The 23,652-nt window shown below is 28.7% G+C and carries 25 protein-coding genes and 1 other annotated feature; of the genes, 8 read left to right on the plus strand and 17 right to left on the minus strand.

Features of this window, described 5'->3' with window-relative positions; translation table 11 throughout:
- Positions 1–27: 27 nt before the first annotated feature.
- Positions 28–261 carry a YgjV family protein gene (locus tag H8S20_RS10980; protein WP_032117910.1) on the minus strand — a complete coding sequence of 78 codons (234 nt, stop codon included), beginning with the start codon at positions 259–261 and terminating at the stop codon, positions 28–30.
- A 203-nt stretch (positions 262–464) separates the two neighbouring features.
- On the opposite strand from H8S20_RS10980, the gene H8S20_RS10985 reads away from it, so the two are divergent.
- Together H8S20_RS10985 and H8S20_RS10990 are read left to right on the plus strand one after the other, a co-directional pair.
- Positions 465–779 (plus strand): YbjQ family protein, encoded by a 315-nt coding sequence (locus H8S20_RS10985; RefSeq protein WP_032117909.1) that lies wholly within the window; start codon positions 465–467, stop codon positions 777–779.
- A gap of 13 nt (positions 780–792) precedes the next feature.
- The gene (locus tag H8S20_RS10990; RefSeq protein ID WP_141395439.1) at positions 793–933 is read left to right on the plus strand and encodes a hypothetical protein; all 141 of its coding nucleotides are present in this window, start codon (positions 793–795) and stop codon (positions 931–933) included.
- Positions 934–1,071: 138 nt separating this feature from the next.
- Here H8S20_RS10990 and H8S20_RS10995 read toward each other — a convergent pair whose 3' ends face one another.
- Positions 1,072–3,021: a GTP-binding protein gene (locus H8S20_RS10995; RefSeq protein WP_186860133.1), complete on the minus strand. Its 1,950-nt coding sequence runs from the start codon at positions 3,019–3,021 to the stop codon at positions 1,072–1,074.
- A 167-nt stretch (positions 3,022–3,188) separates the two neighbouring features.
- Here H8S20_RS10995 and H8S20_RS11000 point away from each other — a divergent pair, with 167 nt between their 5' ends.
- Entirely contained in the window at positions 3,189–4,547 is a 1,359-nt protein-coding gene (locus H8S20_RS11000) for an MATE family efflux transporter (RefSeq protein WP_032117907.1), read from the plus strand.
- A 43-nt stretch (positions 4,548–4,590) separates the two neighbouring features.
- Here the strand turns inward: H8S20_RS11000 and H8S20_RS11005 are convergent, their stop codons facing one another.
- Positions 4,591–4,794, minus strand: coding sequence for a hypothetical protein (locus H8S20_RS11005; protein ID WP_186860134.1), 204 nt, complete (start codon positions 4,792–4,794; stop codon positions 4,591–4,593).
- Between the two features lie 213 nt (positions 4,795–5,007).
- Between H8S20_RS11005 and H8S20_RS11010 the strand changes: the two genes are divergently transcribed.
- Complete coding sequence (locus H8S20_RS11010; protein ID WP_186860135.1) at positions 5,008–5,580, plus strand: beta-class carbonic anhydrase; 573 nt, start codon at positions 5,008–5,010, stop codon at positions 5,578–5,580.
- A gap of 97 nt (positions 5,581–5,677) precedes the next feature.
- Here H8S20_RS11010 and H8S20_RS11015 read toward each other — a convergent pair whose 3' ends face one another.
- Positions 5,678–6,172 (minus strand): CarD family transcriptional regulator, encoded by a 495-nt coding sequence (locus tag H8S20_RS11015; protein ID WP_186860136.1) that lies wholly within the window; start codon positions 6,170–6,172, stop codon positions 5,678–5,680.
- Positions 6,173–6,325: 153 nt separating this feature from the next.
- Positions 6,326–6,832 carry a CarD family transcriptional regulator gene (locus H8S20_RS11020; protein WP_186860137.1) on the minus strand — a complete coding sequence of 169 codons (507 nt, stop codon included), beginning with the start codon at positions 6,830–6,832 and terminating at the stop codon, positions 6,326–6,328.
- Positions 6,833–7,243: 411 nt separating this feature from the next.
- On the opposite strand from H8S20_RS11020, the gene H8S20_RS11025 reads away from it, so the two are divergent.
- Both H8S20_RS11025 and H8S20_RS11030 read left to right on the plus strand, forming a co-directional pair.
- Positions 7,244–7,981 (plus strand): NAD-dependent protein deacylase, encoded by a 738-nt coding sequence (locus H8S20_RS11025; protein WP_186860138.1) that lies wholly within the window; start codon positions 7,244–7,246, stop codon positions 7,979–7,981.
- A 29-nt stretch (positions 7,982–8,010) separates the two neighbouring features.
- Positions 8,011–9,393: a GTP pyrophosphokinase gene (locus H8S20_RS11030; protein WP_186860139.1), complete on the plus strand. Its 1,383-nt coding sequence runs from the start codon at positions 8,011–8,013 to the stop codon at positions 9,391–9,393.
- A gap of 119 nt (positions 9,394–9,512) precedes the next feature.
- Here H8S20_RS11030 and H8S20_RS11035 read toward each other — a convergent pair whose 3' ends face one another.
- The 6 genes from H8S20_RS11035 to asnA all read right to left on the minus strand — a co-directional run bounded on the left by H8S20_RS11035 (position 9,513) and on the right by asnA (position 17,201).
- Positions 9,513–10,979 carry a glycoside hydrolase family 1 protein gene (locus H8S20_RS11035; RefSeq protein WP_186860140.1) on the minus strand — a complete coding sequence of 489 codons (1,467 nt, stop codon included), beginning with the start codon at positions 10,977–10,979 and terminating at the stop codon, positions 9,513–9,515.
- A gap of 29 nt (positions 10,980–11,008) precedes the next feature.
- Positions 11,009–12,874 (minus strand): beta-glucoside-specific PTS transporter subunit IIABC, encoded by a 1,866-nt coding sequence (locus tag H8S20_RS11040; protein ID WP_186860141.1) that lies wholly within the window; start codon positions 12,872–12,874, stop codon positions 11,009–11,011.
- 113 nt (positions 12,875–12,987) lie between these two features.
- Positions 12,988–13,821: a BglG family transcription antiterminator LicT gene (gene licT / locus H8S20_RS11045; RefSeq protein ID WP_032117898.1), complete on the minus strand. Its 834-nt coding sequence runs from the start codon at positions 13,819–13,821 to the stop codon at positions 12,988–12,990.
- Between the two features lie 274 nt (positions 13,822–14,095).
- A complete protein-coding gene (locus tag H8S20_RS11050; protein ID WP_032117897.1) occupies positions 14,096–14,779 on the minus strand; it encodes a 5'-methylthioadenosine/adenosylhomocysteine nucleosidase in 684 nt (227 codons plus the stop codon).
- Positions 14,780–14,802: 23 nt separating this feature from the next.
- Positions 14,803–16,107 (minus strand): cobyrinic acid a,c-diamide synthase CobB, encoded by a 1,305-nt coding sequence (locus tag H8S20_RS11055; RefSeq protein ID WP_186860142.1) that lies wholly within the window; start codon positions 16,105–16,107, stop codon positions 14,803–14,805.
- 80 nt (positions 16,108–16,187) lie between these two features.
- On the minus strand, positions 16,188–17,201 hold the full coding sequence (gene asnA / locus H8S20_RS11060) for an aspartate--ammonia ligase (RefSeq protein ID WP_186860143.1): 1,014 nt from the start codon (positions 17,199–17,201) through the stop codon (positions 16,188–16,190).
- A gap of 63 nt (positions 17,202–17,264) precedes the next feature.
- Positions 17,265–17,536, minus strand: a binding site (T-box leader).
- A gap of 251 nt (positions 17,537–17,787) precedes the next feature.
- Between asnA and H8S20_RS11065 the strand changes: the two genes are divergently transcribed.
- A complete protein-coding gene (locus H8S20_RS11065) occupies positions 17,788–17,964 on the plus strand; it encodes an HTH domain-containing protein (protein WP_032117894.1) in 177 nt (58 codons plus the stop codon).
- 271 nt (positions 17,965–18,235) lie between these two features.
- Here the strand turns inward: H8S20_RS11065 and H8S20_RS11070 are convergent, their stop codons facing one another.
- From H8S20_RS11070 to H8S20_RS11090, 5 genes are all read right to left on the minus strand, one after another.
- Positions 18,236–18,976, minus strand: a complete 741-nt coding sequence (locus tag H8S20_RS11070; protein ID WP_186860144.1) for a GerMN domain-containing protein — start codon at positions 18,974–18,976, stop codon at positions 18,236–18,238.
- Positions 18,977–19,084: 108 nt separating this feature from the next.
- Positions 19,085–19,522, minus strand: a complete 438-nt coding sequence (locus H8S20_RS11075) for a gamma-glutamylcyclotransferase family protein (RefSeq protein WP_032117893.1) — start codon at positions 19,520–19,522, stop codon at positions 19,085–19,087.
- 1 nt (position 19,523) lies between these two features.
- A complete protein-coding gene (gene pcp / locus H8S20_RS11080) occupies positions 19,524–20,165 on the minus strand; it encodes a pyroglutamyl-peptidase I (protein ID WP_032117892.1) in 642 nt (213 codons plus the stop codon).
- A gap of 143 nt (positions 20,166–20,308) precedes the next feature.
- Positions 20,309–21,238, minus strand: coding sequence for a DUF979 domain-containing protein (locus tag H8S20_RS11085; RefSeq protein ID WP_186860145.1), 930 nt, complete (start codon positions 21,236–21,238; stop codon positions 20,309–20,311).
- A 13-nt stretch (positions 21,239–21,251) separates the two neighbouring features.
- Positions 21,252–21,932 carry a DUF969 domain-containing protein gene (locus H8S20_RS11090; protein WP_032117890.1) on the minus strand — a complete coding sequence of 227 codons (681 nt, stop codon included), beginning with the start codon at positions 21,930–21,932 and terminating at the stop codon, positions 21,252–21,254.
- A gap of 312 nt (positions 21,933–22,244) precedes the next feature.
- Here H8S20_RS11090 and H8S20_RS11095 point away from each other — a divergent pair, with 312 nt between their 5' ends.
- Positions 22,245–22,712 (plus strand): pyridoxamine 5'-phosphate oxidase family protein, encoded by a 468-nt coding sequence (locus H8S20_RS11095; protein ID WP_032117889.1) that lies wholly within the window; start codon positions 22,245–22,247, stop codon positions 22,710–22,712.
- 104 nt (positions 22,713–22,816) lie between these two features.
- Here the strand turns inward: H8S20_RS11095 and H8S20_RS11100 are convergent, their stop codons facing one another.
- Positions 22,817–23,551 (minus strand): hypothetical protein, encoded by a 735-nt coding sequence (locus tag H8S20_RS11100; RefSeq protein ID WP_186860146.1) that lies wholly within the window; start codon positions 23,549–23,551, stop codon positions 22,817–22,819.
- Between the last annotated feature and the right edge of the window lie 101 nt (positions 23,552–23,652).

Raw genomic sequence — 23,652 nt, forward strand, 5'->3', positions numbered from 1 at the left:
GAAAAGATCAAGCTTTTCATAACCCTTTTAGTTTTGTTTATCTCTTCTCATCTTAATAATAAAATATATATTAACAAAAAATATAAATAAGTTTATTCCTCCAACAGGATAAGCCTTTATACTAAAACCATATATTACAAATAAGATACATCCTATGGAGTTTATAATTCTCAACTTAAACATATCAGTCATCAATAAAGATATTGCTATACAAATTGATGCCGCATACCCTACCCATTCAATAGTTGGTATTCCAAACATAATTATCCTCCTTAAATATTTTCTTTCTAAAAGTAATATTTGTATTTTTCTTTTAAAAGATTCCCTTTATTTTAATTTTATTAATTTTCTACGATGCTATATATTTTTTTAAATCTTTTTATACGTTTTTTAATAACTCTTATTGCATTCTCTTTTAACTCATGCTATTATAAGTACATAGAAAATTTTAGGAGGATTTATTTATGATTATATTAACTACTGATACAGTTCCAGGAAAAGAAATTGTAGAACTAAAAGGATTAGTAAAAGGAAGTACTATTAGATGTAAAAATATAGGAAGGGATATAACTGCAAGCTTCAAAAATCTTGTTGGTGGTGAAATGACAGGTTACAATGACATGCTTATAGAAGCAAGACAAATAGCTATTGGTAGAATGGTTGATGAAGCTGAAGCTATGGGTGCTAATGCTATAATAGGTATGAGACTTATGTCTTCTGCTGTAGCTGCTGGTGCTGCTGAAATGGTTGCATACGGAACTGCAGTTGTAATTAAGTAGAGGTAATTATAATATGATTATTGCTACTCTAATTATATTTTTCTATTTAGCTATTATTATAGGATCTATTGGACTTTTAATTTGGGCAATTAATGATAGGATTAAAGAAAAGAAACGTGAAGAAAAAGAGCATAAAGATTATAAAAAATATTAAAATTTCTTTAGCAGATATTAGAAATAATATTCTATCAAATGAAAATTTTAATATTCTTAAAAATAAAAATTACCTTTGGATAAGATGAAAATACTAGCTATACTATGTAAAAAATCATCTTCCAAAGGTATTTATATTTTAAATTATTTCACAATGCATCTCTTCCTCTGCTTTATCCCAAGGCACAACATATCCTTGTCCTTTTGAGCAAAAAATTGAACTTGAACTATATTCTATATCAGCATCTCTTCTATATCCAATCTCTTCAATAACCTCTTCAGTATTATGACACTCATCGTATCCATCAAAAATTAAATTTATACTTCCCTTTCCTTTAGAAAAAGCTATAACCTCTGAGCTGTAGTCCATAAAAGTCTTAACTGGACCTCTTCCTATTACCGTTACCCTATCTTCATTAATTTCTGGTGGATTAAATGTTCCACTTAATTTTTGTATATCCGATAAAACTCTTCCCATATAATCAAGTTGAACATCTATCTTAAACTTATAATATGGTTCTAATAATACATTATCCGCTTTTTCTAATCCTTGCCTTAAAGCTCTAAATGTTGCCTCTCTAAAATCTCCACCTTCAGTGTGTTTATTATGAGCCCTACCTGTTAATAAAGTAACCCTTACATCAGTTAATGATGAACCTGTTAAAACTCCATGATGCTCTCTTTCAAAAATATGTGTTCTTATTAAATTCATATGTCCGGTGGTCAGGTTATCTGCATGACATTTATTTTTAAATTCTATTCCTGAATTTCTTTCTAATGCTTCCAACTTTAAATGTACTTCTGCATAATGCTTTAAAGGCTCAAAATGCCCATAACCTTTTACAGAATTTCTTATAGTTTCTTTATATAATATCTTACATGGCCCAAAGTCAATATCTAAATTAAATCTATCTTTTACTACTTCTTTTAATATCTCTAATTGAATTTTCCCCATAATATGAACATGAATCTCTTGTAAACTTTCATTCCATACTACATTTAAAGCTGGATCCTCTGCATCTAACAGTTTAAAATATCCCAAAACATCTTTAATGTTGTATATCGGATCAAATATTACTTTAGACATCAACGTTGGAATCATGTTATATTTTATATTTTTATTTAATTCTCCTAGACCTTCTCCTGCATTAGCTCTTGATAAACCAGTTACAGCAAAAATATCTCCAGCTTTAACCTCATCAACAGTTTTAAATTTATTACCATTATATATTCTTATAGAACTTATCTTTTCACTAATATCTCCCCTGTACGTTATTTCATGTCTAACTTTTAATGTACCTTCTAAAGCTTTTATAAAAGTTACCCTATTACCATTAGCTTCATGACGTATTTTATATACTATTGCTGCAAACTTTGACTTTTCATCGTATTCAGTAAATGTTATATAGTCTAGATTGTTTAAAAGCTCTATAATTCCCTCATCTTGCAAAGCTGACCCTCCAAAACAAGGAAATACCTTATTTTCTTTTACTAAAGTTTTAAAAGTATTAATCCAACTTTGCTTATCATAGTCACCTTCGAAATATCTTTCTAATAAAGTTTCATCATACTCACTTATAAACTCTATAAGTTCTTGACTTAACTCTTCTTCTTTTATGTTTTCTTCTATGTAAAATATATCTTTTGACAAAACTCTTTTTATCTCATTAATAACCTTATCTTTATCTGCATTTACTCTATCAAGCTTATTTATAAAAATAAAGGTAGGAACATTATATTTTCTTAATAATTGCCATACTGTTTCTGTGTGTCCTTGTACTCCCTCTACTGCACTTATTAAAACTATAGCATAGTCCATTACCCCTATAGAACGCTCCATTTCTGTAGAGAAATCAATATGACCTGGAGTATCAACTAAATAATAAGTATTATCTTTAAATTCAAAAACTGCTCCATCAGAAAATATTGTTATTCCTCTTTCTTTTTCAATATTATGGCTATCCAAAAATGAATTTTTATGATCTACTCTTCCTCTGTTTCTTATCGACTTTGTATGATATAACACTTGCTCAGAAAATGTTGTTTTTCCAGCATCAACATGGGCTAATATACCAATTGTCTTCTTCATCTCATCACCTTACTTTTCTTAACTTATATTACCATCTATTTTACTCATAATATCATAATATTTTCATTTTGTGAAAATTGTTTTTTTCTTCTTGTTTAAAGGATAGAAAGATGGTATTCTATGTAATTGTGAAATAAATTAATTTAATTATTTGGGGAGGTTTAAAGATGACTAAAGATATGACTCAAGGTAGTCCAGTAAAGCATATTTTGCTTTTCTCTATACCTTTATTAATAGGAAATGTATTCCAGCAGTTTTATAGCATGGTGGATACGATAATAGTTGGTAGATTTGTTGGTGTTGATGCATTAGCTGCTGTTGGATCTACTGGTTCATTAGTATTTTTAATAAATGGATTTGCATTAGGTTTAACTAGTGGTTTTTCCGTTATGGTATCTCAACGTTTTGGAGCTAATGATGAAAAGGGATTACGTAAAGCCGTTTCAAGCTCAGTGGTATTATGTGCAGCATTAGTTGTAATATTAACTACAACTAGCTTAATAGCAGCTAAACCATTGCTTCATTTAATGAATACTCCTGATAATATTTTTAATGATGCATATATCTATGTGGCAATAATATTTGCTGGTATAGTAACTACAGTTGCTTATAATATGATGGCAAGTATATTAAGAGCTCTTGGTGATAGTAAATCTCCATTGTACTTCTTAATAATTTCTTCTATACTAAACATAGTATTAGACTTAGTGTTTATAATAAACTTTAAGATGGGAGTAGCTGGTGCTGCATATGCAACTATTATCTCTCAAGGTGTATCTGCTATACTTTGCTTCATATACATCTTAAAGAAATATGCAATTTTAAAATTATCAAGAAAAGATTACAACGTTAAAAAGAGTATGTATATCAAACATTTAAAAATTGGTATTCCTATGGCATTACAATTTTCAATAACTGCATTAGGTTTAATTACAGTTCAAGGTGCATTAAATGTTTTAGGATCAACTGTTATAGCAGCATATACTGCTTCATCAAAAGCACTACAACTAGTAATGCAACCAGCAGTTACTTATGGTGTAACAATGGCAACTTATTGTGGACAAAATCTTGGTGCAAAAAGATATGACCGTATAAAAGATGGTGTTAATAAAGCTGTTAAGATTTCTATAATAACTAGCATAATTTCAGGGTTTGTACTTATAGCTTTTGGTACTCAATTTGTTAAATTATTTATAGAAAATCCAGATGCTCAAATCATAGCTTACTCAAAACAAGTTCTTACTGTATCTGGAATATTCTTTATACCTTTAGGATTAATATTTATATTTAGAAACGCCCTACAAGGTATAGGAGAAAGTTTTGTTCCTATGATGGCTGGTGTTGCAGAACTTGGAGCTAGAGCTTTAGTGGCATTTACACTTCCAGCATTTTGGGGATTCTTTGGTATATGCTTGGCAGATCCAATAGCTTGGATAGCTGCATCTGTACCTTTAACACTATATTATCATAGAACAATAAAAAAATTATTAGCTAAATATGATACTTCAGATGAAGTTACTGCTTAAAATTATAGAAGGCAAGTCAAAATAATGACTTGCCTTTTATAATTTACTCTTCCTTAGCTTCTTGAACTAATTCTTCATTATCTAAATTTTGGTCTATAATTTCTTCTAAGTCTTCCTTCGCTACAACACAATTCCCATTATTGTTTCCACAATAAACACCTTTTTTAATAGGCGCAATCAAAAATCCAGCTACTACTCCCCCTAAAAAGCAAGCAGTTCCTAATAATATTTTTTCATTATTTTTCATTTAATTTCCCCTCCCATACAATTGCTTAATATATACTGAATATAATACATATTATTTATATAATAAAGTCTCTCCGTTTATTTACTATAATATTAATTATCTTTATTTATTATTCTAAAAAATTAACAAAACTTAAATATTAATAATATAGAATTAAATTGCTAACTAGTATATAATATATTTCAATATTCAAATATATTTGAGGTGTTTCTTATGAGTTTTAATAATTTAAGTAGATTAGATGAAATCTTATTATACAACAAGAAGTTCGTAGCTAATGAAGATTATAAAGAGTTTGAATCAACAAAAAATCCTAATAAAAAAATGGTTATTTTATCATGTATGGATACAAGATTAACAGAGTTATTACCTAAAGCACTAAATATAAAAAATGGTGATGCCAAAATAATAAAAAATGCAGGTGCTACAGTTATGCATCCCTTTGGAAGCATTATTAGAAGTATAATTGTTGCTGTTTACGAATTTGATGCAAAAGATATAATGGTTATTGGGCATCATGGTTGTGGAATGAGCAACCTAGATACTGATAGCCTTATAAATAAAATGGTAGAGAGAGGGATATCTACTAATACAATATCAACAATAAATAATTGTGGAATCGAAATTAATAAATGGTTACATGGATTTGAATCTGTAGAAGATTCTATAAGGGAAAGTGTGTCTTTAATAAAAAATCACCCGCTAATCCCTAAAGATATAAATATTCACGGTCTCATTATAGATCCTTATACAGGTAACCTTGAAGTTGTTATAAATGGTAATTAATCATATAGAAAAAAAGCTATAAAATTACTTATAGCTTTTTTCTATTTTGTAAATATAATTGTTCTATTTTCTTATGTTTTTATGATAATCCTATATATTAAACTATATTTTCTTTTATATAATCAGTAACTTCTTCTGGTGATATATCATAGATAACAGAAAATTCTTCACTTAATAGTTTCTCTGCTATTTGAATTATTTCATCATCACCTTTACTTAACTTTTTACCTATAGCCTGTTTATTTTGCCTATCTAAATCTATACTTCTTATTATTGTAATTAACTCTTCACACTTTCCTGTTTTAAGCATAGACTTAAACTGTTCATTTCTCTTTTTATCATCTTCTATACATAAAACTTCTCTATTATTTATGTCATTAATTAATGAAGTTATTTCTTCTTTTGAAAGAATCTTTCTCATTGCAATTCTTTCATTATCTACAGGAATTTTTATTACTGTATTCTTAGAATAAATAGGATCTAGAACATAACACTCCCTTTGCATATTATTTGCAAACTTCTCATTAGTTATATCTACTACCTGACAAACTCCTACATTTCCATACATTATGTGTTCATTGATTTTAAACATCAAAACACCTCCATCCTTAATTTGGATTTTAATTGTGGCAATTTTAAAAATAAAAAAAATAGTTTTAACAACCTTAACGAAGTTATTAAAACTACTTGCTGTAATTCTATTATACCACACTTTATAACTTTAATCTAAACAAATATTTACCACCTATATATTCTGTTCCTTAATATGACTTGATATATACTTAGGAACCGCTTTAGAATCAATGCCTAATACAAATGCAACCTCTTCATTTAGCAACTTTTCTGCCGCTTGCATTATTTCATCATCAACTTTATATAATTTCTTACCTAGTGATTTTCTATCTTTTTTATTTAAATATATAGTTCTTATCAAAGCAATTAAATCCTCACAATCACCACTTTTTAACATAGTCTTAAAATGCTCACTTCTAGTTTTATCATCATTAATCCACTCTGTCTCGATGTTTGGAATAACATTTATCAATTCTTCTATATCCTCTTTAGACAGTACTTCTCTCATCTTAATAGTAGTATTATCAACCGGTATTTTAATTACTGTATTTTTAAAATAAACTGGTTCTAATATATAGTATTCCATCTCTTGTCTACCTAAAAACTTTTCCTTTTTTATCTCTATTATTTTACAAACACCTGTAGTTCCATACATTATATAATCATTAACTTTAAACATTTAATCTTCTCCCTTCTTAACATTTACTTGCTTTTAGCGTATTAAAAAACTTTATAACCTTCGACTAAAGCAGCTAATAATCATATTAAAAATAAAAAAAGCAGCTCTAACAACTGGACTTACGTTGTTAAAACTACTCGTTGTATTATTATTTTATCACTTTTTTAAAGATGAATGTAAGTAAAATATTTTTAGAATATTTATTTTAAGCCTTAATGACTACCATTACCCCATAGGGTGAGCTACAATAATATTGCAGCATCATAAAGTTCATTTTCATATATATATTCCTTATGCATGCTTTCCACCTGATAATAAGTGTAGCATAGGCTATAATTCAATACATATATTTTATTTTTCTCTTTATTTGTGTAATAATAAAAATATATAAGATTTCATGGAGATGATTTAATGAATAATAAAATTGAAGAATTATCAACTATATTAAAAAATAGTAATAACATAGTATTCTTTGGAGGAGCTGGGATGCCAACAGAGAGTGGAATTCCTGACTTTAGAAGTTCAAATGGCTTATTTAATGAAAAACTTAATTTAACCTTTACCCCTGAACAATTAGTATCTCACTCCTTTTATATGAGATATCCTGAAGAATTCTTTAACTTTTATAAAGCGAAACTAATTTATCCTAATGCAAAACCTAATCCTGGACATATAGCTTTAGCTAAATTAGAAAAAATAGGTAAACTAAAGGCAATCGTAACTCAAAATATTGATGGTCTTCATCAAACTGCTGGCTCAAAAAATGTTTTTGAACTTCATGGTTCAATCTGTAGAAATTACTGTGTAAAATGTCATGAATTTTATGATGAAAACTTCATTTTAGAGTCTATGGGAGTTCCTACTTGTACTAAATGTGGTGGCTCTGTAAAGCCTGATGTTGTTCTTTACGAAGAAGGATTAGATGATAATGTAATTCGGGGTGCTGTTAGTGCAATTGCTAATGCAGATACATTAATTATTGGGGGTACATCACTTGTTGTTTATCCAGCTGCTGGACTTATTAATTATTTCCGTGGAAATAATCTAATCTTAATAAATAAAAGCGAAACTACTGCTGATAAAAAAGCTAATCTTGTTATAAGAGATAATATCGGTAAAGTACTTTCAAGTGCTGTAGAATTGTTATAAAAAAATACATAAGAAATTGAGGTGCAAACTTGAGCATAAAAGAATTTGAATATTTAGATATAGCTATTAACGAGTTAAATGATAAATCAGATTTCTTGGAGGAATGCTGCATTCCTCTAGAGGAAGCATTTTCAGATATATTAAGTAATAGTGCCTGTGACTTTACTAATATAAGCTGTAGAGTTAAATCTAGCAAAAGCTTAAAAGAAAAAATACTTAGAAACCGTTATTACAAAAAGTTTCCTGATGCAAACCAGCTTATATATAACTTAAGTGATTTAATTGGAATTAGAATAGAGTGTAAATTTGGTGATGATGAAAAAAATATATATCGTTTCCTAAAAAAATATTTTAACAGAAAATATAATGAAGATTACTTTTTTAATGAAAAATATACAAATATACTTCTTAAACTTTCAGGGAAACAACCTCAAAAGCAAAAGAATGGTTTTACAATATATAGACTTGATGGTAAATATATTTACAATGATATTACCATTCCATTCGAACTACAAATAAAATCATTAGTTAATATGTTTTGGGGTGAAATTGAACATCAAATAATATATAAAAATTCTCACTATATTATAGAAGATCAATTTTTAAAGGATCTCATGAATTCAATAAAGAATAGTTTGACTATGATAGATAAGCAACTGTTAACAGTGCTAAATCACGTTGAATCTAAAAAGAATAAAGACTCTAGTTCTAGAAAGAAGCATTTAGAAGAAATAGTTTCTAAACTTATTTATGATTTATTCTCTAGAAAAATGAAAGATTCTATTAATATGATTATTGACTTTAAAGATTCTTGTGAAACTATTGTAAGATATACTTTTTTTGCAGATGACAACAAGTCTGATTCTGAATCTACAGAAATTTTAATAAATGCTCTTAATAGATTAAATCAAATTTCTGATGAAGACATTGACTTTGATTCTGATTTGAATTTTGAAAGAAAACCAGTTTATAATAACTCATTTTCAAAAACTTTAGGTAAATATTTTGAAGGTGTTCTGAATACTGAATTTAGTTGGAATTTATTTTTTAGAATACTTTTTGCCCTAGAACCACTTAATAATGTTGGTGACTTTGAAAAATTCTTATCTTTTCTTAAATTAAATTATACAGAATCTAAATATATAAATAAGCAAAAAGAAATATTAATAAATGCTTTTAACGATGACTTTAATATAATTGATGAAGCCATACAGTTACAAGTAGCTAAAACATTAATATCTATTGATAAAATTGATATAGTTTATGATTATAATATAGCCGAAATAAATGATGCAATTGAATATACTTATAAATATATTTCAGATAACATAAATTCTATTGATGAATGGAATGTTAATTCTCATTCTATCCTTGAAAGCCTTACTAAAGATATTACGGATTCAATTGAATAGTTTTAACTAATACCTTATCATCATAAAAATTAAATACTTATAATAATAAGCTCTTAAAGGCTTTATTTAATGCCTTTAAGAGCTTATTTCAATAAAAACCCCAAATTCTTTTAAATTAATTACTTAACATCCCCTAAATCTTCTCCGTTAGTTTTTATAACATTTTTATACCAATAGAATGAATCTTTCTTGTATCTTTTCTTTGATCCATTTCCAAAGTCATCTTGATCTACATAGATAAATCCATATCTTTTTGACATTTCTGATGTACCTGAGCTTATTATATCAATCGGTCCCCACATAGTATATCCAATTAAATCTACTCCATCTTTTATAGCTTCCTTCATTGCTTCAAAGTGTCTTCTATGATAGTCAACTCTTCCTTCGTCATTAATAGTTCCATCTTCATTTAATTTATCTAATAATCCAATACCATTTTCTAATATAAACATAGGTTTTTCATATCTATCATAAACTGTATTTAATGTATATCTTAATCCTACAGGGTCTATTTGCCATCCCCATTCACTACCTTCTAAATAAGGATTCTTTAATACATTCATAACATTTCCAGAAGTAATTTCAAGATTTGTGGCATCTGCACTTGATATCATAGACATATAATAACTAAATCCTATGAAATCTGCAGTATTCTCTTTTATAACTTCTAAATCACCATCTTCCATTTTTATGTTAATATTATTTTCAGTAAAATATCTATCCATATACCAAGGATATTTACCTTTTGCTTGTACATCTAAATAGAATTGGTTTCTCATTCTATCATCATAAAGCATTTTCATAACATCGTCAGGCTTGCAAGTATGCGCATATGTTGTAAAATAAGCAACCATACATCCAATCTTATTATTGTTATCTATTTCATGAGCTAATTTTGTTGCTTTTGCCGCTGCAACAAATTGGTTATGTATACCTTGGAATAAAGCTTCTTCATAGTTATCAAAACCTTCATTAATTATTCCTAAGGTTTTCGGACCAGCCTTAATACTCATATTTATTTCATTAAATGTAACCCAATACTTAACTTTTCCTCTGTATCTTGTAAATATTGTTTCGCAGTAGTTTAAGTATAAATCTATAAGCTTTCTATTATACCATCCACCAAATTTCTCCATTAAAACTAATGGCATATCAAAGTGAGATATAGTAATTAAAGGCTCCATATTATGTTTTAAACATTCATCTATAACATTTTCATAATATTCTAACGCTTTTTCATTAGGAGTTGTATCATCTCCATTAGGAAATACTCTCGACCAAGCTATAGAGAATCTAAATACACTAAAGCCCATCTCTGCTAATAAAGCTATATCTTCCTTATAAGTATAATAGAAGTCTATTCCTCTTCTCTTAGGATACATAGTATCATCTAAATCTTTTTTAGCCACTTCAATTGCTTCCCTAGTAAATGATACTTGTTTAGTTATTTTTCTATCTAATTTTTTATTGTACATTGTTACGTCCGGTATAGTCATAGATCTACCATCTACATTATAAGCTCCTTCTGCTTGACAAGCTGATATAGCTCCCCCCCATAAGAAATTATCTGGAAATTGTGTTCTCATATTCTTTTCCTCCTAAATCTAACTATTTATTATTTTACTTCTAATAATAAGTCGTTCTTATCTACTGTTTTATTGCCTGTTACTATAAAGTCATTATAAATTGTATGATTGGTTACTATTACTGGAGTAATAACTTCATAACCTTCATTTTTTATTGCATCAATATCAAACTCTACTAATAAATCATTAGGTTTTATTTTATCTCCTTGCTTAACATGTGATATAAAATGCTTACCTTCTAAATTAACTGTATCTATTCCAACATGAATTAAAACTTCTACTCCAGAATTTGATCTTAATCCTATAGCATGTTTAGTGTTAAATATTGCATCTACAGTTCCTTCAAATGGAGCATATACCTTACCTTCTAATGGTTCAATTGCAACTCCCTTGCCCATTACTTCCTGTGCAAAAACTTTATCACTTACTTCAGATAATGGATTTACTTGGCCTTTTAATGGACTTAATATTTTATCATTACCTATTAATGCTATTTTTTCTTCCACTTTTGAATTTCCTTCTACATTTGTAGTTTCTTCAATCTCTTCATCTATCCCCATAATCATTGTTAACACAATCGAAAGACCTACTGATATTAATACTGCTGCTACTAAAACTAAAAAACTATTCGCCTTAATATTTCCTAATGCAAATACTCCAGGCATCCCCATTGCTATTGAAGTTCCCCCAAACATAAAGAATATTGCTGATGCTATACCTGCTGAAATCATTGCCGCATAAAATGGCTTTTTATACTTTAAGTTAATACCATACATTGCTGGTTCAGTAATACCTAATAATCCTGAAAATCCACTTGTACCTGCTATTGATTTCATCTTCTTATTCTTAGATATTAAAAATACTCCAATAGCTGCTCCACCTTGAGCTAAGTTTGAAAAGATAGCACTTGGATACACTACAGAATTACCAAGTTCCGCTAATTGCTGTACTTGAATCGGTACAATTGAATAATGCAAACCAAACATAACTAAGACTGGTCTTAATGCACCTAATAAAAATGCTGCGAAAATTCCACCTTTAGCAAATAACAATTCTATACCTTCTGCTATTCCAACACCTATATATGAACCTATAGGTCCTAAAACTATTAATTGAAGGGGTAACATTATAAGTAATATAATCATTGGAGTAAATATAACCCTAACCATTTCTGGTATTAATTTGTCTATCTTTTTGTAAATAAGGCTTAATACATATACAGACATTATTATTGGGAAAACTGTATTACTATATTTTACAAGTAATATTGGTAACCCAAAGAAATCAATACTTCCCATTTGTCCTGCTGGTACTGCTTTTGCTGCGTCTAGAATAGTTGGATACATATACGCTGCTGCTAAGCAAACAGATAACATTTCACTTGTTCTAAACTTCTTAGCAGCACTTATAGCTAGGAAAAATGGCATAAAGTAGAAAATTAAATCTCCACCCATAGCAATAACTTGTGCAGCGCCTGAAGCTGGGTCAAGTAATCCATATTGAGTAAGTATTACATGTATACTTTTCAGCATACCGCATCCAATAAGTGCTGGTAATACTGGTGTAAATATCCCTGCAACTGTTTCTATTACTGCATTTATAGGATTCCTTTTTGTTTTTTTCTTATCTACTTCAACATCTAGATCTGTTATTTTAACCATCTTCTCTAACTCTTCATAAACGGCATTTACTTTTGCTCCTATTACAACCTGCAATTGCCCACTCTTATTCTGAGCTGTAATTATCCCCTCTAATCTAGATAGAACCTTCACATCGGCCTTATTATCATCCTTTAAGTTTAACCTTATTCTAGTGGCACAATGAGTTAAAAACGTTATGTTTTCCTCTCCGCCTATATGCTCCAATATTTGTGAAGCCAATTCTTTGTTTGTCATTTGATATTCTCCTTCCAATTACAATTTAGAAATATAGTTTATAAAAAAATGACCAAAACAACCTCCAAAAACAAGGTTATTTTGGTCATGCCTGATCGAATCAGTAACAATCCTTATTTAGTTACTCTTGAAGTAACTCTTTGTATATGTAAAACTAAATATAATTTTTCATCAATAGAACAATTCCATCCATAATTAGATTTTAAAAATTCTTCTATTTTATGTACGCATTCATTTTCATTAGTATACTGCTTTTCTACTATTTTATATAAGTTTTCATTTTCGCCCTCTAATGAAGATTTATTTAACTGTCTATATATAAAATATTGTAAATGCTTAACAAACCGTGTGAAATTAATGGAAGATTCATCAAGTTCTATTCTAAAATGATACTTTACTATCCCAAGAATATCTCCTATAATTTCAGTTATCTTTGCTGTCTGATCTATTTTATTATCACCTATTTGTGCATTTATAAAATGTAATGCTATAAAAACACTTTCTGGTTCAGTTAATCTAATTCCTCTCTCATTTCTTATAATCTCTATTGCTTTTACCCCTATTTTAAATTCATCAGGATATAGATGTTTTATCTCCCACTCTAAAGGACTTTTTACTTCTACTCCCTGATTAAATCTTTGAATAGCATAAGAAATATGATCAGATAAAGTTAATAATATGTTTGTATTTAACTTCTTACCTAAATATTCTTCCCCATATTTTATAATTTCTTGAGTCAAATATATATCTTCTAAAGGTATGTCTTTAAACATTTCTAGGTAGTCATTATTACTTTGTGTTACAAAAATTTTCTCTATTATACTTTCATCTCTTAACTCATATGGCGTCTTAGGAAAGCCTATTCCTTTACCTATTACTATAACCTCTTCATCTTTTGCATTTATAGCTAATGCAATATTATTATTGATTTTTTTAATAATTTTCAATTATAATCCCCCCTTTAGCTAAAAATAAACGTAAAAAAATACCAAAAATAAAACACAAGTCTTATTTTTGGTAATGCCTGCTTACTCAGTAACAATCCGTATTTAGATAATACCACCTGAAGAAATCGTTGTCAACACTAAATAAATTATTTCCATCCATTTCTTTCTTTTAATTTCAATTTCTTATTTAGTGTTTATCTTGTTGATTTATCCCTCAGCTCATCTTCTATAGAATTAATAAAAAATAAAGGTCATCATAAGACAACCTTTATTTTTATATTGTTTCTAATAATCTCTTAAGAATCTCTATGGAATTTTTTGATGCAAATACACAATTGCGCTCAAAAGTTTCCACTCCACTTTCTTCTCCTGTATCGGTTATTGATCTAATTGCTATAAAAGGAATTCCATTTACATAACATACATGAGCAATACTTGCTGTTTCCATATCTACACAAAGAGGATTAAACCTATCTATTATCTCTTTTCGTCCATTATCCGTTATAAAAGCCTCTCCAGTTACAATCTTTCCAAAAAGTATTTTTTGACTAAATTCCTCTGTATCAATAACCTTTTTACATAATCCAATTAGGTTATTATCTGCTTCAAAAAATATATTTTCCATCCATGGATGATACTCTGTTAATATCTCCTCTGCTACATCATGATATGCTACTTTAGTTGATATAACAGTATCCCCAATAGATAAATCATTATTAATTGCTCCTGCAACACCAGTTACAATAATATGAGTTACATCAAACTTATCTATTAGTATTTGGGCTGCAATTGCAGCATTAACTTTACATACACCACTGTATAAAGCTACTACTTCTATATCACTATACCTTAAAGTATAAAAGGTTAGCATAGCTATTGTCTCTTTTTTCATAGTATCACATTCATCAATAAATGAATGAATTTCATCCTCTGAAGGACCAATAACTCCTACTCTCATAAATTTTATCTCCTTGATATTTCTTATTCAATTAACCACTTTAAAAATTCCATATTGCCAAAGAAATGAATATGAGGATAACCCGCTATAGTATTTTCCTTTTTATATCCACAATTCCATTTTAAAGTATTCCCATTCCAACTTTCTTTTGTAACGTTATATATACGCTCTTCTTTTATATCTACATCTGACTTGTGGAATTCATGGCAATTTATATTTATATTTATATTTATCTTTTCCCCTTGAATTTCTACGTTTGAATATCCAAATCGTTGCAAAGACTTAGTCATATAAGTATATCCCCTAAAAAAACCTACCATCTCACAATCTTCTATTCTTTCCGTTAAGTACATTAACCCACCACACTCAGCATAGCACTTTAAACCTTTTTCTAAAGCTTCTTTAATACTATTCCTCATAGATCTATTTTGGGCTAATTTTTCTTTAAAGACCTCCGGATATCCTCCACCTAGATATAAAAAATCAATATTTTCTGGCAACTTCTCATCTTTTATTGGACTAAAATAACTAACATTACCTATCTCCTCTAAAAGCTCTAGGTTTTCCTTATAGTAAAATCTAAATGCTTCATCATAAGCAATTGCTATATTTATTTTTCTATCATCTAAATGAAATCTATCCTTTACTTCTAATTTCACTTCTTTTGAATTTTGAAGTAAATATGTTATATCAATATTTTTCTCAATTAACTTAGCACATCTTTCTATCTTATCTACCATATTATTAACTTCAACACTTTGAACTAATCCTAAATGCCTACTTTCAAGTTTTATGCTATCATCTTTCGGAATATATCCTAAAACCTTCACATCACAATTTTCCTCTACAACTGCTTTTAAAAGCTCATAATATTTCTGATTAACCGCGTTGAATACTACACCTATTATATTAGCATTTTTAAAGTTTTTAATTCCATTAATCTCTGCCGCTAAAGTTGTACATTGGGCTTTGGGGGTTAAGACTAATACTATCGGTGTATCACTTAGTAACTTTGAAATGCTATAAGTAGAGCCTTTTTCAGTTATACTAACTCCATCATATAACCCCATTACTCCTTCAATTACTCCAAAGTCACCACTACCTCTTAAAAAACTAGCCTTAACACCTTCTTCACCCATAAGATGTAAATCTAAATTTCTAGATTGTTTTCCTGTTATCTCACTGTGAAAGCCACTATCTATATAATCTGGACCTACTTTATATCCCTGTACGTCATAACCTTTATTTTTTAACAATTTCATTAATCCTAAAGTAAAAGTAGTCTTACCACCACCACTACAGTTAGAAGATATAATTATACTTTTCATCTAATATTGCCTCATTTCTTATAAATTATATTCCTCATTATACCATAGGGTTTTACCATCATCGAAGTTATCTATTCGATCTATAATAGTACTATTCCACCATCTTCACATTCCCTTAAAATATCATCTGTCCAAACTGCAGATTGTACTTCACCAACATGAGCTTTCTTTAAGAAGAACATACATATTCTTGATTGTCCAATTCCTCCACCCATAGTATATGGTAATTCTCCATTTAATAAAGCTTTATGAAATTCTAGCTCCCTTCTTTCATTGCAACCTGCTAAATCCAATTGCTTTGATAATGCTCCTTCATCTACTCTTATTCCCATTGATGATACTTCAATAGCTCTATCTAATACATGTGACCAGAATAATATGTCTCCATTTAATTCCCAATCATCATAGTCCGGAGAACGTCCATCATGTTTTTCACCTGACTTCAACTTTCCACCTATCTTCATTATAAAAACAGCACCATACTCTTTAGTAATTGCATCTTCTCTTTGCTTAGAACTTAAAGCTGGATACATATCTTCTAATTCTTGTGAAGTTATAACCTTAATTTCATTAGGTAATACTGGAGTTAATTCATTATAAGTTAGATGCATATAACTTTCTGTAACTTTAAAAACTTCATATATTTTCTTTACAACCTCTTTTAAAGTTTCTTCTGTTCTATCTTCTTTTCTAATTATTTTTTCCCAATCCCACTGATCTACATAAAGAGAATGTAAATTATCTAATTCTTCATCTCTTCTTATAGCATTCATATCTGTATATAATCCTTGTCCAACTTCAAATTTGTATCTCTTCAAAGCCATTCTCTTCCATTTAGCTAAGGATTGTACAATTTCCATTTGTGAATCTTTTATTTCCATTGCATCGAAGCTCACCACTCTTTCTACACCATTAAGGTTGTCATTTATTCCTTGGCCTCCTTTTACGAAAATTGGTGCAGATACTCTCGTTAGGTTTAGGCTTTCAGCTAAATTAGCTTCAAAAAAATCCTTTATCTTTTTTATAGCAACTTCTGTTTCTATTAAATTCAGTGTAGGTTTATATCCTTTTGGTACAATTGTCGATTTTTTCATATAAATGACCTCCTAAAAAATTTATTAATTAATTTTAAATATAAAAAAACCTCTCATCCCTATAAAAGGGACGAAAGGTATCTTCCGCGTTACCACCCAAATTAGCTAATAATAAGCTCACTCATTAACAGTACATAATTATACTGCTGAATTTTTAACGGTATTATTCCGCCTAAGTCTACTTAAGTGGCCTTTACTATCTAGTAGCTTACTCTCACTTGTTCGGTTAGGTGCTCAAAGATGTTTTTCACTACTGCTTCCATTATGGGACTTTCACCACCACCCACTCGCTTATAAACTTATTCAATAGCTACTCTTCTTATCACTGCATTTCATTATCTAATTTATATACTATATTATTCCTTTTTTGATAATGTGTCAATAATTTATTGTATTTTTTTATTTTTTATAAATAGTAGTTTTCTTAAATTACGAAAACATTAACTCGTTATCAATATTTATTATTAATTAAAAACAATTATTGATTTTTGCAGTATATTATGTTATATTATGGATAAAATATACATATAGATAATTTTCTATATTTTTAATGATGAATTCAAATTTTATTTAAAGGAGATATACAATGAGCGCTAAAGAACAAGTTTTAAATTTATTAAAAGAAAATTCAGAAGCAATGAAAGCTGGTGAAATTGCAACTGCATTATCAATAGATAAAAAAGAAGTTGATAAAGCAATAAAAGCTTTAAAAGAAGAAGGAAGTATAACTTCACCAAAACGTTGCTTCTATACAAAAGCATAATAATTAGACTCCGTCTAGTTTAACTTTTATTAACACTTTTACTATGATATTATATAAATTCCCAAAAGCCTATGTTAAGTTATATGCTAACATAGGCTTTTCTCTGTATAATATATAAATATATATATATATATAACCATTCTATCTTCTCATAAATTCCTTTACACTTTCTTTTACTCATATTTATTTAAGTTTTATTTTTTATAATACTATTAATTATTTATATAAAAAAATAGCTGTTCATCTTCAATTGTGACAGCCATTTATCTTATTATAACGCTTTTGTTTCAATATTCTCTATATTTATATGTTCATTGTCTCCATAAAAAAGATGTCCACTTTCATAATTTTCCCCATTAACTAAAATTCTTATATTATTCACATTATAATTATAAGAATAAGTAAGAGCTAAAGAATTTAACATCCCAATTTCTGCTGCAGATCCTAAGCTTGATGAGAAATCATAATAACTACTTGATAAATTAACCGTTATAGAATCTCCATCTAATTTTGCAGATAAAACTTCAACATTTGATGGTAACGCCAAAAAATTTGCTCCTGCTGAATCTTTTAATCCATTAGTTAAAGCCTTAGTTAAAGCTTGATCTATTACTTCAACTACTGTGTCTTTATAATATATAACATCTTCAACACCATTATAGAAAAACAATCTACAGCTTCTTGTAACTTCCTCGGATTCGCTTTGATTCTCCCCTATACTTTGATTACTTTCTTGTTCTTCTTTTACCGATTCATCATTAACATTATTTGGCTCTTCACTTGCTTGCTCATTTAACACTTCATTTTTTTCTTCTTGCTTATTCTCTTCTTTACTCTCATTTGCATCTTGAATTGTAATTGGAGATTTCTCATCATTTGAATTTTCTTTATCTTTTTCTATATCTACAACAATATTATTATCATTTGTTTCTTTTCCTACTTCCTTTTCTCCACAACTCACCATAGAAATTGCAATTCCCATAATTAATAATGTTATAACTAACTTTTTCATACTTATACCTCTCATAAAAAAATAACTTTACATAAATAATATTCTTTATATTATTCAAAAATCCTTTTTTAAAAAATAATGAGGTTGCATTTTACAACCTCATTAATACTATGATGTTTTCTTCAGCATATAGCTTGCCCAGTCACCATTGTTAATATATATGCTATTATTATTGAAAACTTCCTCATCATTCATAGCATAATAGTAAACATAACAACTCTCTGTCTTACCATCTTCTAATTCAACATCCATAACTATTCTATTATATTCATTTCTGCTATCGTTAACTCCATAATAGTTTTCCATTTCGTCCATTGGAATCATTACTTCTTCAAAGTTTTTAATAGTCATAACTTCCCCAATAACTATATCCTCTCCTTCTAAAAGAGCTGGATATCCTTTATGAGGCATATGATAAAGCTTTCCTTTTACTTTTCCTAACTTAGCATCATTGACTTTTCCCTTTAAATATTTATCGTAATTATAGAAACCAGTTCTTAAGCTACCATAAACAAATATCTTCTTTTGTTCTCTAGGTTCTAACATTTTAGCAAACAGCTCCACCAACAGCTTTGATATCTTCTGAATTTTCTACTGCTGCTTTTATACATAATTCTAGACCTTTTGCAATATCATTTATGTTCATGGCTGGCTTATCTGCTTTATCTATAGTTTGTGCTGGTATATATGGTACATGTATAAATCCACCTTTAGCATTTGGATACTTCTTATCTATCATGTATAATACCCCATACATTACGTGATTACATACAAATGTTCCTGCTGTATTTGAAACAGCTGCTGGAATTCCGTTTTCCTTCATTTCTTGAACCATAGCCTTTATTGGTAGGTTTGAGAAATATGCTGCTTCTCCATCTTCATATATAGTTATATCTATTGGTTGATTTCCTTCATTATCCTTGATTCTTGCATCATCCATGTTTATTGCAACTCTTTCAGGCGTAACTTGGAATCTTCCTCCTGCTTGTCCTACAGAAATTACTATGTCAGGATTATGAATTTCCATAGCTTCTTCAATTTTAGCTAAAGATTTTCTGAATACTGTTGGTATTTCTAACTTAATTACTTCTGCTCCTGAAATTGTCTCAGGTAATAATTTAACAGCTTCTAAAGCTGGGTTTATGCTTTCTCCTCCAAATGGATCAAATCCAGTTATTAAAACTTTCATCTATTATCTCTCCTTCTAATATCATTAGTTTTGTATACTCAATATTATAAAGCTATAAATACTAACTTACAAATGTTAATATCTAGATACTATTTAAGAGTTAAGAATAAATAAATTCTTAACTCTTTTATTTTTTAACTATTTTAGAATGCTAATACATACATTAAAATAATATGTACAAATAATAAAGCTAAAGCAACTGGTGCTTGTTGCTTAATTATAGCATTTTTATCGTCTATTTCTAAAAGTGCTGCTGGCATTACATTAAAGTTTGCTCCCATTGGAGTCATTAATGTTCCACAATAACCTGCTGTTAATGCTAATGCTCCTGCAATAGCCGGATTAGCTCCTTGTGCATAAACAAATGGAATACCTATTCCAAGTGTTATAACTGAGAATGCTCCGAATGCATTTCCCATGATCATAGTGAATACTGCCATGCCTATACAGTAAGCTGCAACACCTATTAATATATTCCCTTGTGGAAGTACACTTGATATAGCTGTTGAAATCACGTCACCTACACCTGCAGCTGTAAATACAGCTCCTAGTGCTGCTAATAACTGTGGTAATATACTTGTAGTTCCAACAGATTGGATCATTCTATGTGAATCTTCAACAAACATCTTTGGATTAGCTTTTGTAACTATAAATGTTGTTATCATAGCTAAAATTGCTGCAACACCTATAGAAGCTGTTCCTGATATCGGTGTAAATTGTGCTATTACTAATGCTGCTATAGCTATCATTAGTGGTGGTAAAAATATTTTTATTCCTAACTTATTAGCTTGATCTTCACCAAATTTGTAATCTAAATCTTTTATAGTACCAGGCTTAACTTGCTTAGTAAATGTAAGAATACCTATTACTACAAGCATTCCTCCAACAACGTTGTAAGGTAATTTATGACCAAATATAAATATTATCCCTAGTAAAGCCCAGAATAATGCTGTCCCATATCTTGCCGGATTGCTTTTATCTTTTAAAGATAATACTGTAGTGCTTAACATCATAATACCAATTAATATATAAAATAGCTCTAGTAGCATATTTGAAATTGCTGCAAAATCCATGTATTATTTCCTCCTACTTCTTAGATTTATTCTTTGTTCCGTATAGTTTGTCCATTTTTTTATCAAGAATCATATTTTGAATAAGTACAAACACGAATGCAAATACTGCTATTGGAATTGAAGCTTTTGCTACATCTATTCCTGTTGCATTATATCCTAACTCTGTTAAACTGTTTGCCACAAGTAAGACCCCTGAACTTGCTAAGAATAAATTCTGCCCAAAGAAATTTCCATAGTTTTCTGCTGCAGCTGATGCCGCTTTAATCTTATCTTCTGTCTTCTTATCAATTTTTCCATGCTTACCTATAGCTGCTCCTTGAGCCATTGGATTTATTAGCGGTCTAACAAACTGTGGATGCCCACCTATTCTTACGCTTGCTGCTCCACATAGTTGTCTTATAAAGCAATATAATGTTAATAATTTACCTGTTGAAAGATTTTTAACATTACTTATTAATTGAATTGCCTTTTGTTTTAATCCATATCTTTCACAAATACCAACTACTGGTAAAGTTAAAATAAAGATTGTCATTAATCTCTGATCAACGAATGTCTTTCCTAAAACCGTTAATATTTCATTTATATCCATATTCGCTGCTAATCCTGTAGCAAGTGCTGAAACTATTATTACTGCAATACTATCAAATTTTAGTGCAAATCCGATTATTACAATTAGAATTCCTATAAGTACCATTTACTCTCCTCCTTAAAAATATCTAATTAAAAGATATATCATTTTTCGTCATTTGTCTACAAGAATTTTGTGGATGACATGCATTTTTATAATATTTCCTTAATATAACCCCTATATTTTTAATATTTTATCAATTATCCATACATTAATTTCGCAATTCAATTTTCCTTTTATTGAATTTTCTAAAAACTTTATTGTTATCTTCTTTTTGTCATTGTAAAATATTACTGTATTCTTATTTAAAGTAATTAAATAATTTAAAAATAAATATAATATTATTACTATCTCTTATGATTATCTGGAGGTTAAAATATGTTTCGAGAAATGCGTAAAAAATCAAGAGAAATTTTTGCTGATAATATAGCTGATATTTTAAAAACTGCTGAATATGGAACTTTAGCTACTGTTGATGAGAATGGCATCCCCTATGCAACTCCATTGAGTTATGTATATTTTGATAATGCTATATATTTTCATTCATCTCCCTATGGCCACAAATTAGATAATATCGCAAATAATTCTAAAGTATCATTCTGTGTTGTTACCGATACAGAAATTATTCCTGAAAAATTCAGTACAAAATATAAAAGTGTAATTGCTTTCGGTACTGCATCTTGGGTTATTGGTACCGTTAAAAATGCTGCCCTTATGGAATTCATAAAAAAATATTCCCCACAATATCTAGAAAAAGGAAAAGATTACATTGAAAAAGCAAAAGCTGCAACTACAGTTATCAAAATTGAAATTGAACATTTAACAGGGAAGGCAGCTATTAAGTAAAAATTTTTAATTATAAATGAAAAATTAGAGGAAGAAATTCACTAATCTGAATTTTAAAAGAGAAACTGCTATAGCAGTTTCTTTCCTAGCCCTAGAATTTTTTATTAAATAAAGTATTCTTTTATCTTTTCTTTTAATTTTTCTTTATTCTTTTCTAATTGAACTAACCTATTTACATTAGCCCCTGATGGATGCGGAAATCCTTTAAGCACTTGATTTTCATTTAAAATTCCATTGTCTATAAAAGTATTTAGTACTTCTTCTACTGCTGAACCTAAAGGTATAACAAATACATCTTCGAGTTTATTAAACTCCTCAATAAAGTTCTCATTTACGTACTTCATTAAGAAATCACTTTTAATTAGCTTTGGTGTGTGCCCAGTGTAGTTTTTTCCTTTAACAAAAACAGGATAAGGTATTAATGATATTGTATGTAATAAATAATCCTTATCTTCGAATAGCTCTGAGCAACTATTTATTCCAATAATCTTATTTAATTCTATTTTATCTAACATACTTATTATGTTTTTACGTAAACTACCACTAAACCTTCCAGCTGCTTTACATAGATATTTAGTTTCTTCTAAAGTTTTACCTTCTTCTATACAAATTCTCGCTGTTTTTATAGCCGTGCTCATCTGTTGAAATCCTGGAGTTATTCCAACTATAAATAGCTTAGCCTTTTTATTTAGATATTCATTATGAGGAGCATAATATATCTCTATATCATTAAATTTATCTACTAGAAACTTTTCTATTATTAAATCTTCTCTTGTGTATTTTTCTTTCAAAGGTAGCTCTTTTATTTTATCAATATAATCTTCTAAGTATTTCTTCATCTCGTTTTCCTCTTTAAATATTAACTTTTTTAATATAATATCATAAACTCTTAAGTATTATTTACTAAACCTACTAAAAATATTTTATCAATACTTAAGTT

Source organism: Clostridium hominis, from assembly GCF_014287825.1.
GTDB lineage: Bacteria > Bacillota > Clostridia > Clostridiales > Clostridiaceae > Clostridium > Clostridium hominis.

What these genes read in the sequence shown, in the direction of transcription:
- H8S20_RS11015 (WP_186860136.1), bottom strand. Translation starts at nt 6,172, where the DNA reads ATGTTTAAAATCAATGAACACATAATGTATGGAAATGTAGGAGTTTGT.
- H8S20_RS11050 (WP_032117897.1), bottom strand. Translation starts at nt 14,779, where the DNA reads ATGAGAGTAGGAGTTATTGGTCCTTCAGAGGATGAAATTCATTCATTT.
- H8S20_RS11000 (WP_032117907.1), top strand. Translation starts at nt 3,189, where the DNA reads ATGACTAAAGATATGACTCAAGGTAGTCCAGTAAAGCATATTTTGCTT.
- H8S20_RS11020 (WP_186860137.1), bottom strand. Translation starts at nt 6,832, where the DNA reads ATGTTTAAAGTTAATGATTATATAATGTATGGAACTACAGGTGTTTGT.
- H8S20_RS11035 (WP_186860140.1), bottom strand. Translation starts at nt 10,979, where the DNA reads ATGAGAACACAATTTCCAGATAATTTCTTATGGGGGGGAGCTATATCA.
- H8S20_RS11095 (WP_032117889.1), top strand. Translation starts at nt 22,245, where the DNA reads ATGTTTCGAGAAATGCGTAAAAAATCAAGAGAAATTTTTGCTGATAAT.
- H8S20_RS10990 (WP_141395439.1), top strand. Translation starts at nt 793, where the DNA reads ATGATTATTGCTACTCTAATTATATTTTTCTATTTAGCTATTATTATA.
- H8S20_RS11075 (WP_032117893.1), bottom strand. Translation starts at nt 19,522, where the DNA reads ATGTTAGAACCTAGAGAACAAAAGAAGATATTTGTTTATGGTAGCTTA.
- H8S20_RS10980 (WP_032117910.1), bottom strand. Translation starts at nt 261, where the DNA reads ATGTTTGGAATACCAACTATTGAATGGGTAGGGTATGCGGCATCAATT.
- asnA (WP_186860143.1), bottom strand. Translation starts at nt 17,201, where the DNA reads ATGAAAAAATCGACAATTGTACCAAAAGGATATAAACCTACACTGAAT.
- H8S20_RS10995 (WP_186860133.1), bottom strand. Translation starts at nt 3,021, where the DNA reads ATGAAGAAGACAATTGGTATATTAGCCCATGTTGATGCTGGAAAAACA.
- H8S20_RS11040 (WP_186860141.1), bottom strand. Translation starts at nt 12,874, where the DNA reads ATGACAAACAAAGAATTGGCTTCACAAATATTGGAGCATATAGGCGGA.
- H8S20_RS11065 (WP_032117894.1), top strand. Translation starts at nt 17,788, where the DNA reads ATGAGCGCTAAAGAACAAGTTTTAAATTTATTAAAAGAAAATTCAGAA.
- H8S20_RS11010 (WP_186860135.1), top strand. Translation starts at nt 5,008, where the DNA reads ATGAGTTTTAATAATTTAAGTAGATTAGATGAAATCTTATTATACAAC.
- H8S20_RS11100 (WP_186860146.1), bottom strand. Translation starts at nt 23,551, where the DNA reads ATGAAGAAATACTTAGAAGATTATATTGATAAAATAAAAGAGCTACCT.
- pcp (WP_032117892.1), bottom strand. Translation starts at nt 20,165, where the DNA reads ATGAAAGTTTTAATAACTGGATTTGATCCATTTGGAGGAGAAAGCATA.
- H8S20_RS11085 (WP_186860145.1), bottom strand. Translation starts at nt 21,238, where the DNA reads ATGGATTTTGCAGCAATTTCAAATATGCTACTAGAGCTATTTTATATA.
- H8S20_RS11070 (WP_186860144.1), bottom strand. Translation starts at nt 18,976, where the DNA reads ATGAAAAAGTTAGTTATAACATTATTAATTATGGGAATTGCAATTTCT.
- H8S20_RS11005 (WP_186860134.1), bottom strand. Translation starts at nt 4,794, where the DNA reads ATGAAAAATAATGAAAAAATATTATTAGGAACTGCTTGCTTTTTAGGG.
- H8S20_RS11090 (WP_032117890.1), bottom strand. Translation starts at nt 21,932, where the DNA reads ATGGTACTTATAGGAATTCTAATTGTAATAATCGGATTTGCACTAAAA.
- H8S20_RS11025 (WP_186860138.1), top strand. Translation starts at nt 7,244, where the DNA reads ATGAATAATAAAATTGAAGAATTATCAACTATATTAAAAAATAGTAAT.
- H8S20_RS10985 (WP_032117909.1), top strand. Translation starts at nt 465, where the DNA reads ATGATTATATTAACTACTGATACAGTTCCAGGAAAAGAAATTGTAGAA.
- H8S20_RS11055 (WP_186860142.1), bottom strand. Translation starts at nt 16,107, where the DNA reads ATGAAAAGTATAATTATATCTTCTAACTGTAGTGGTGGTGGTAAGACT.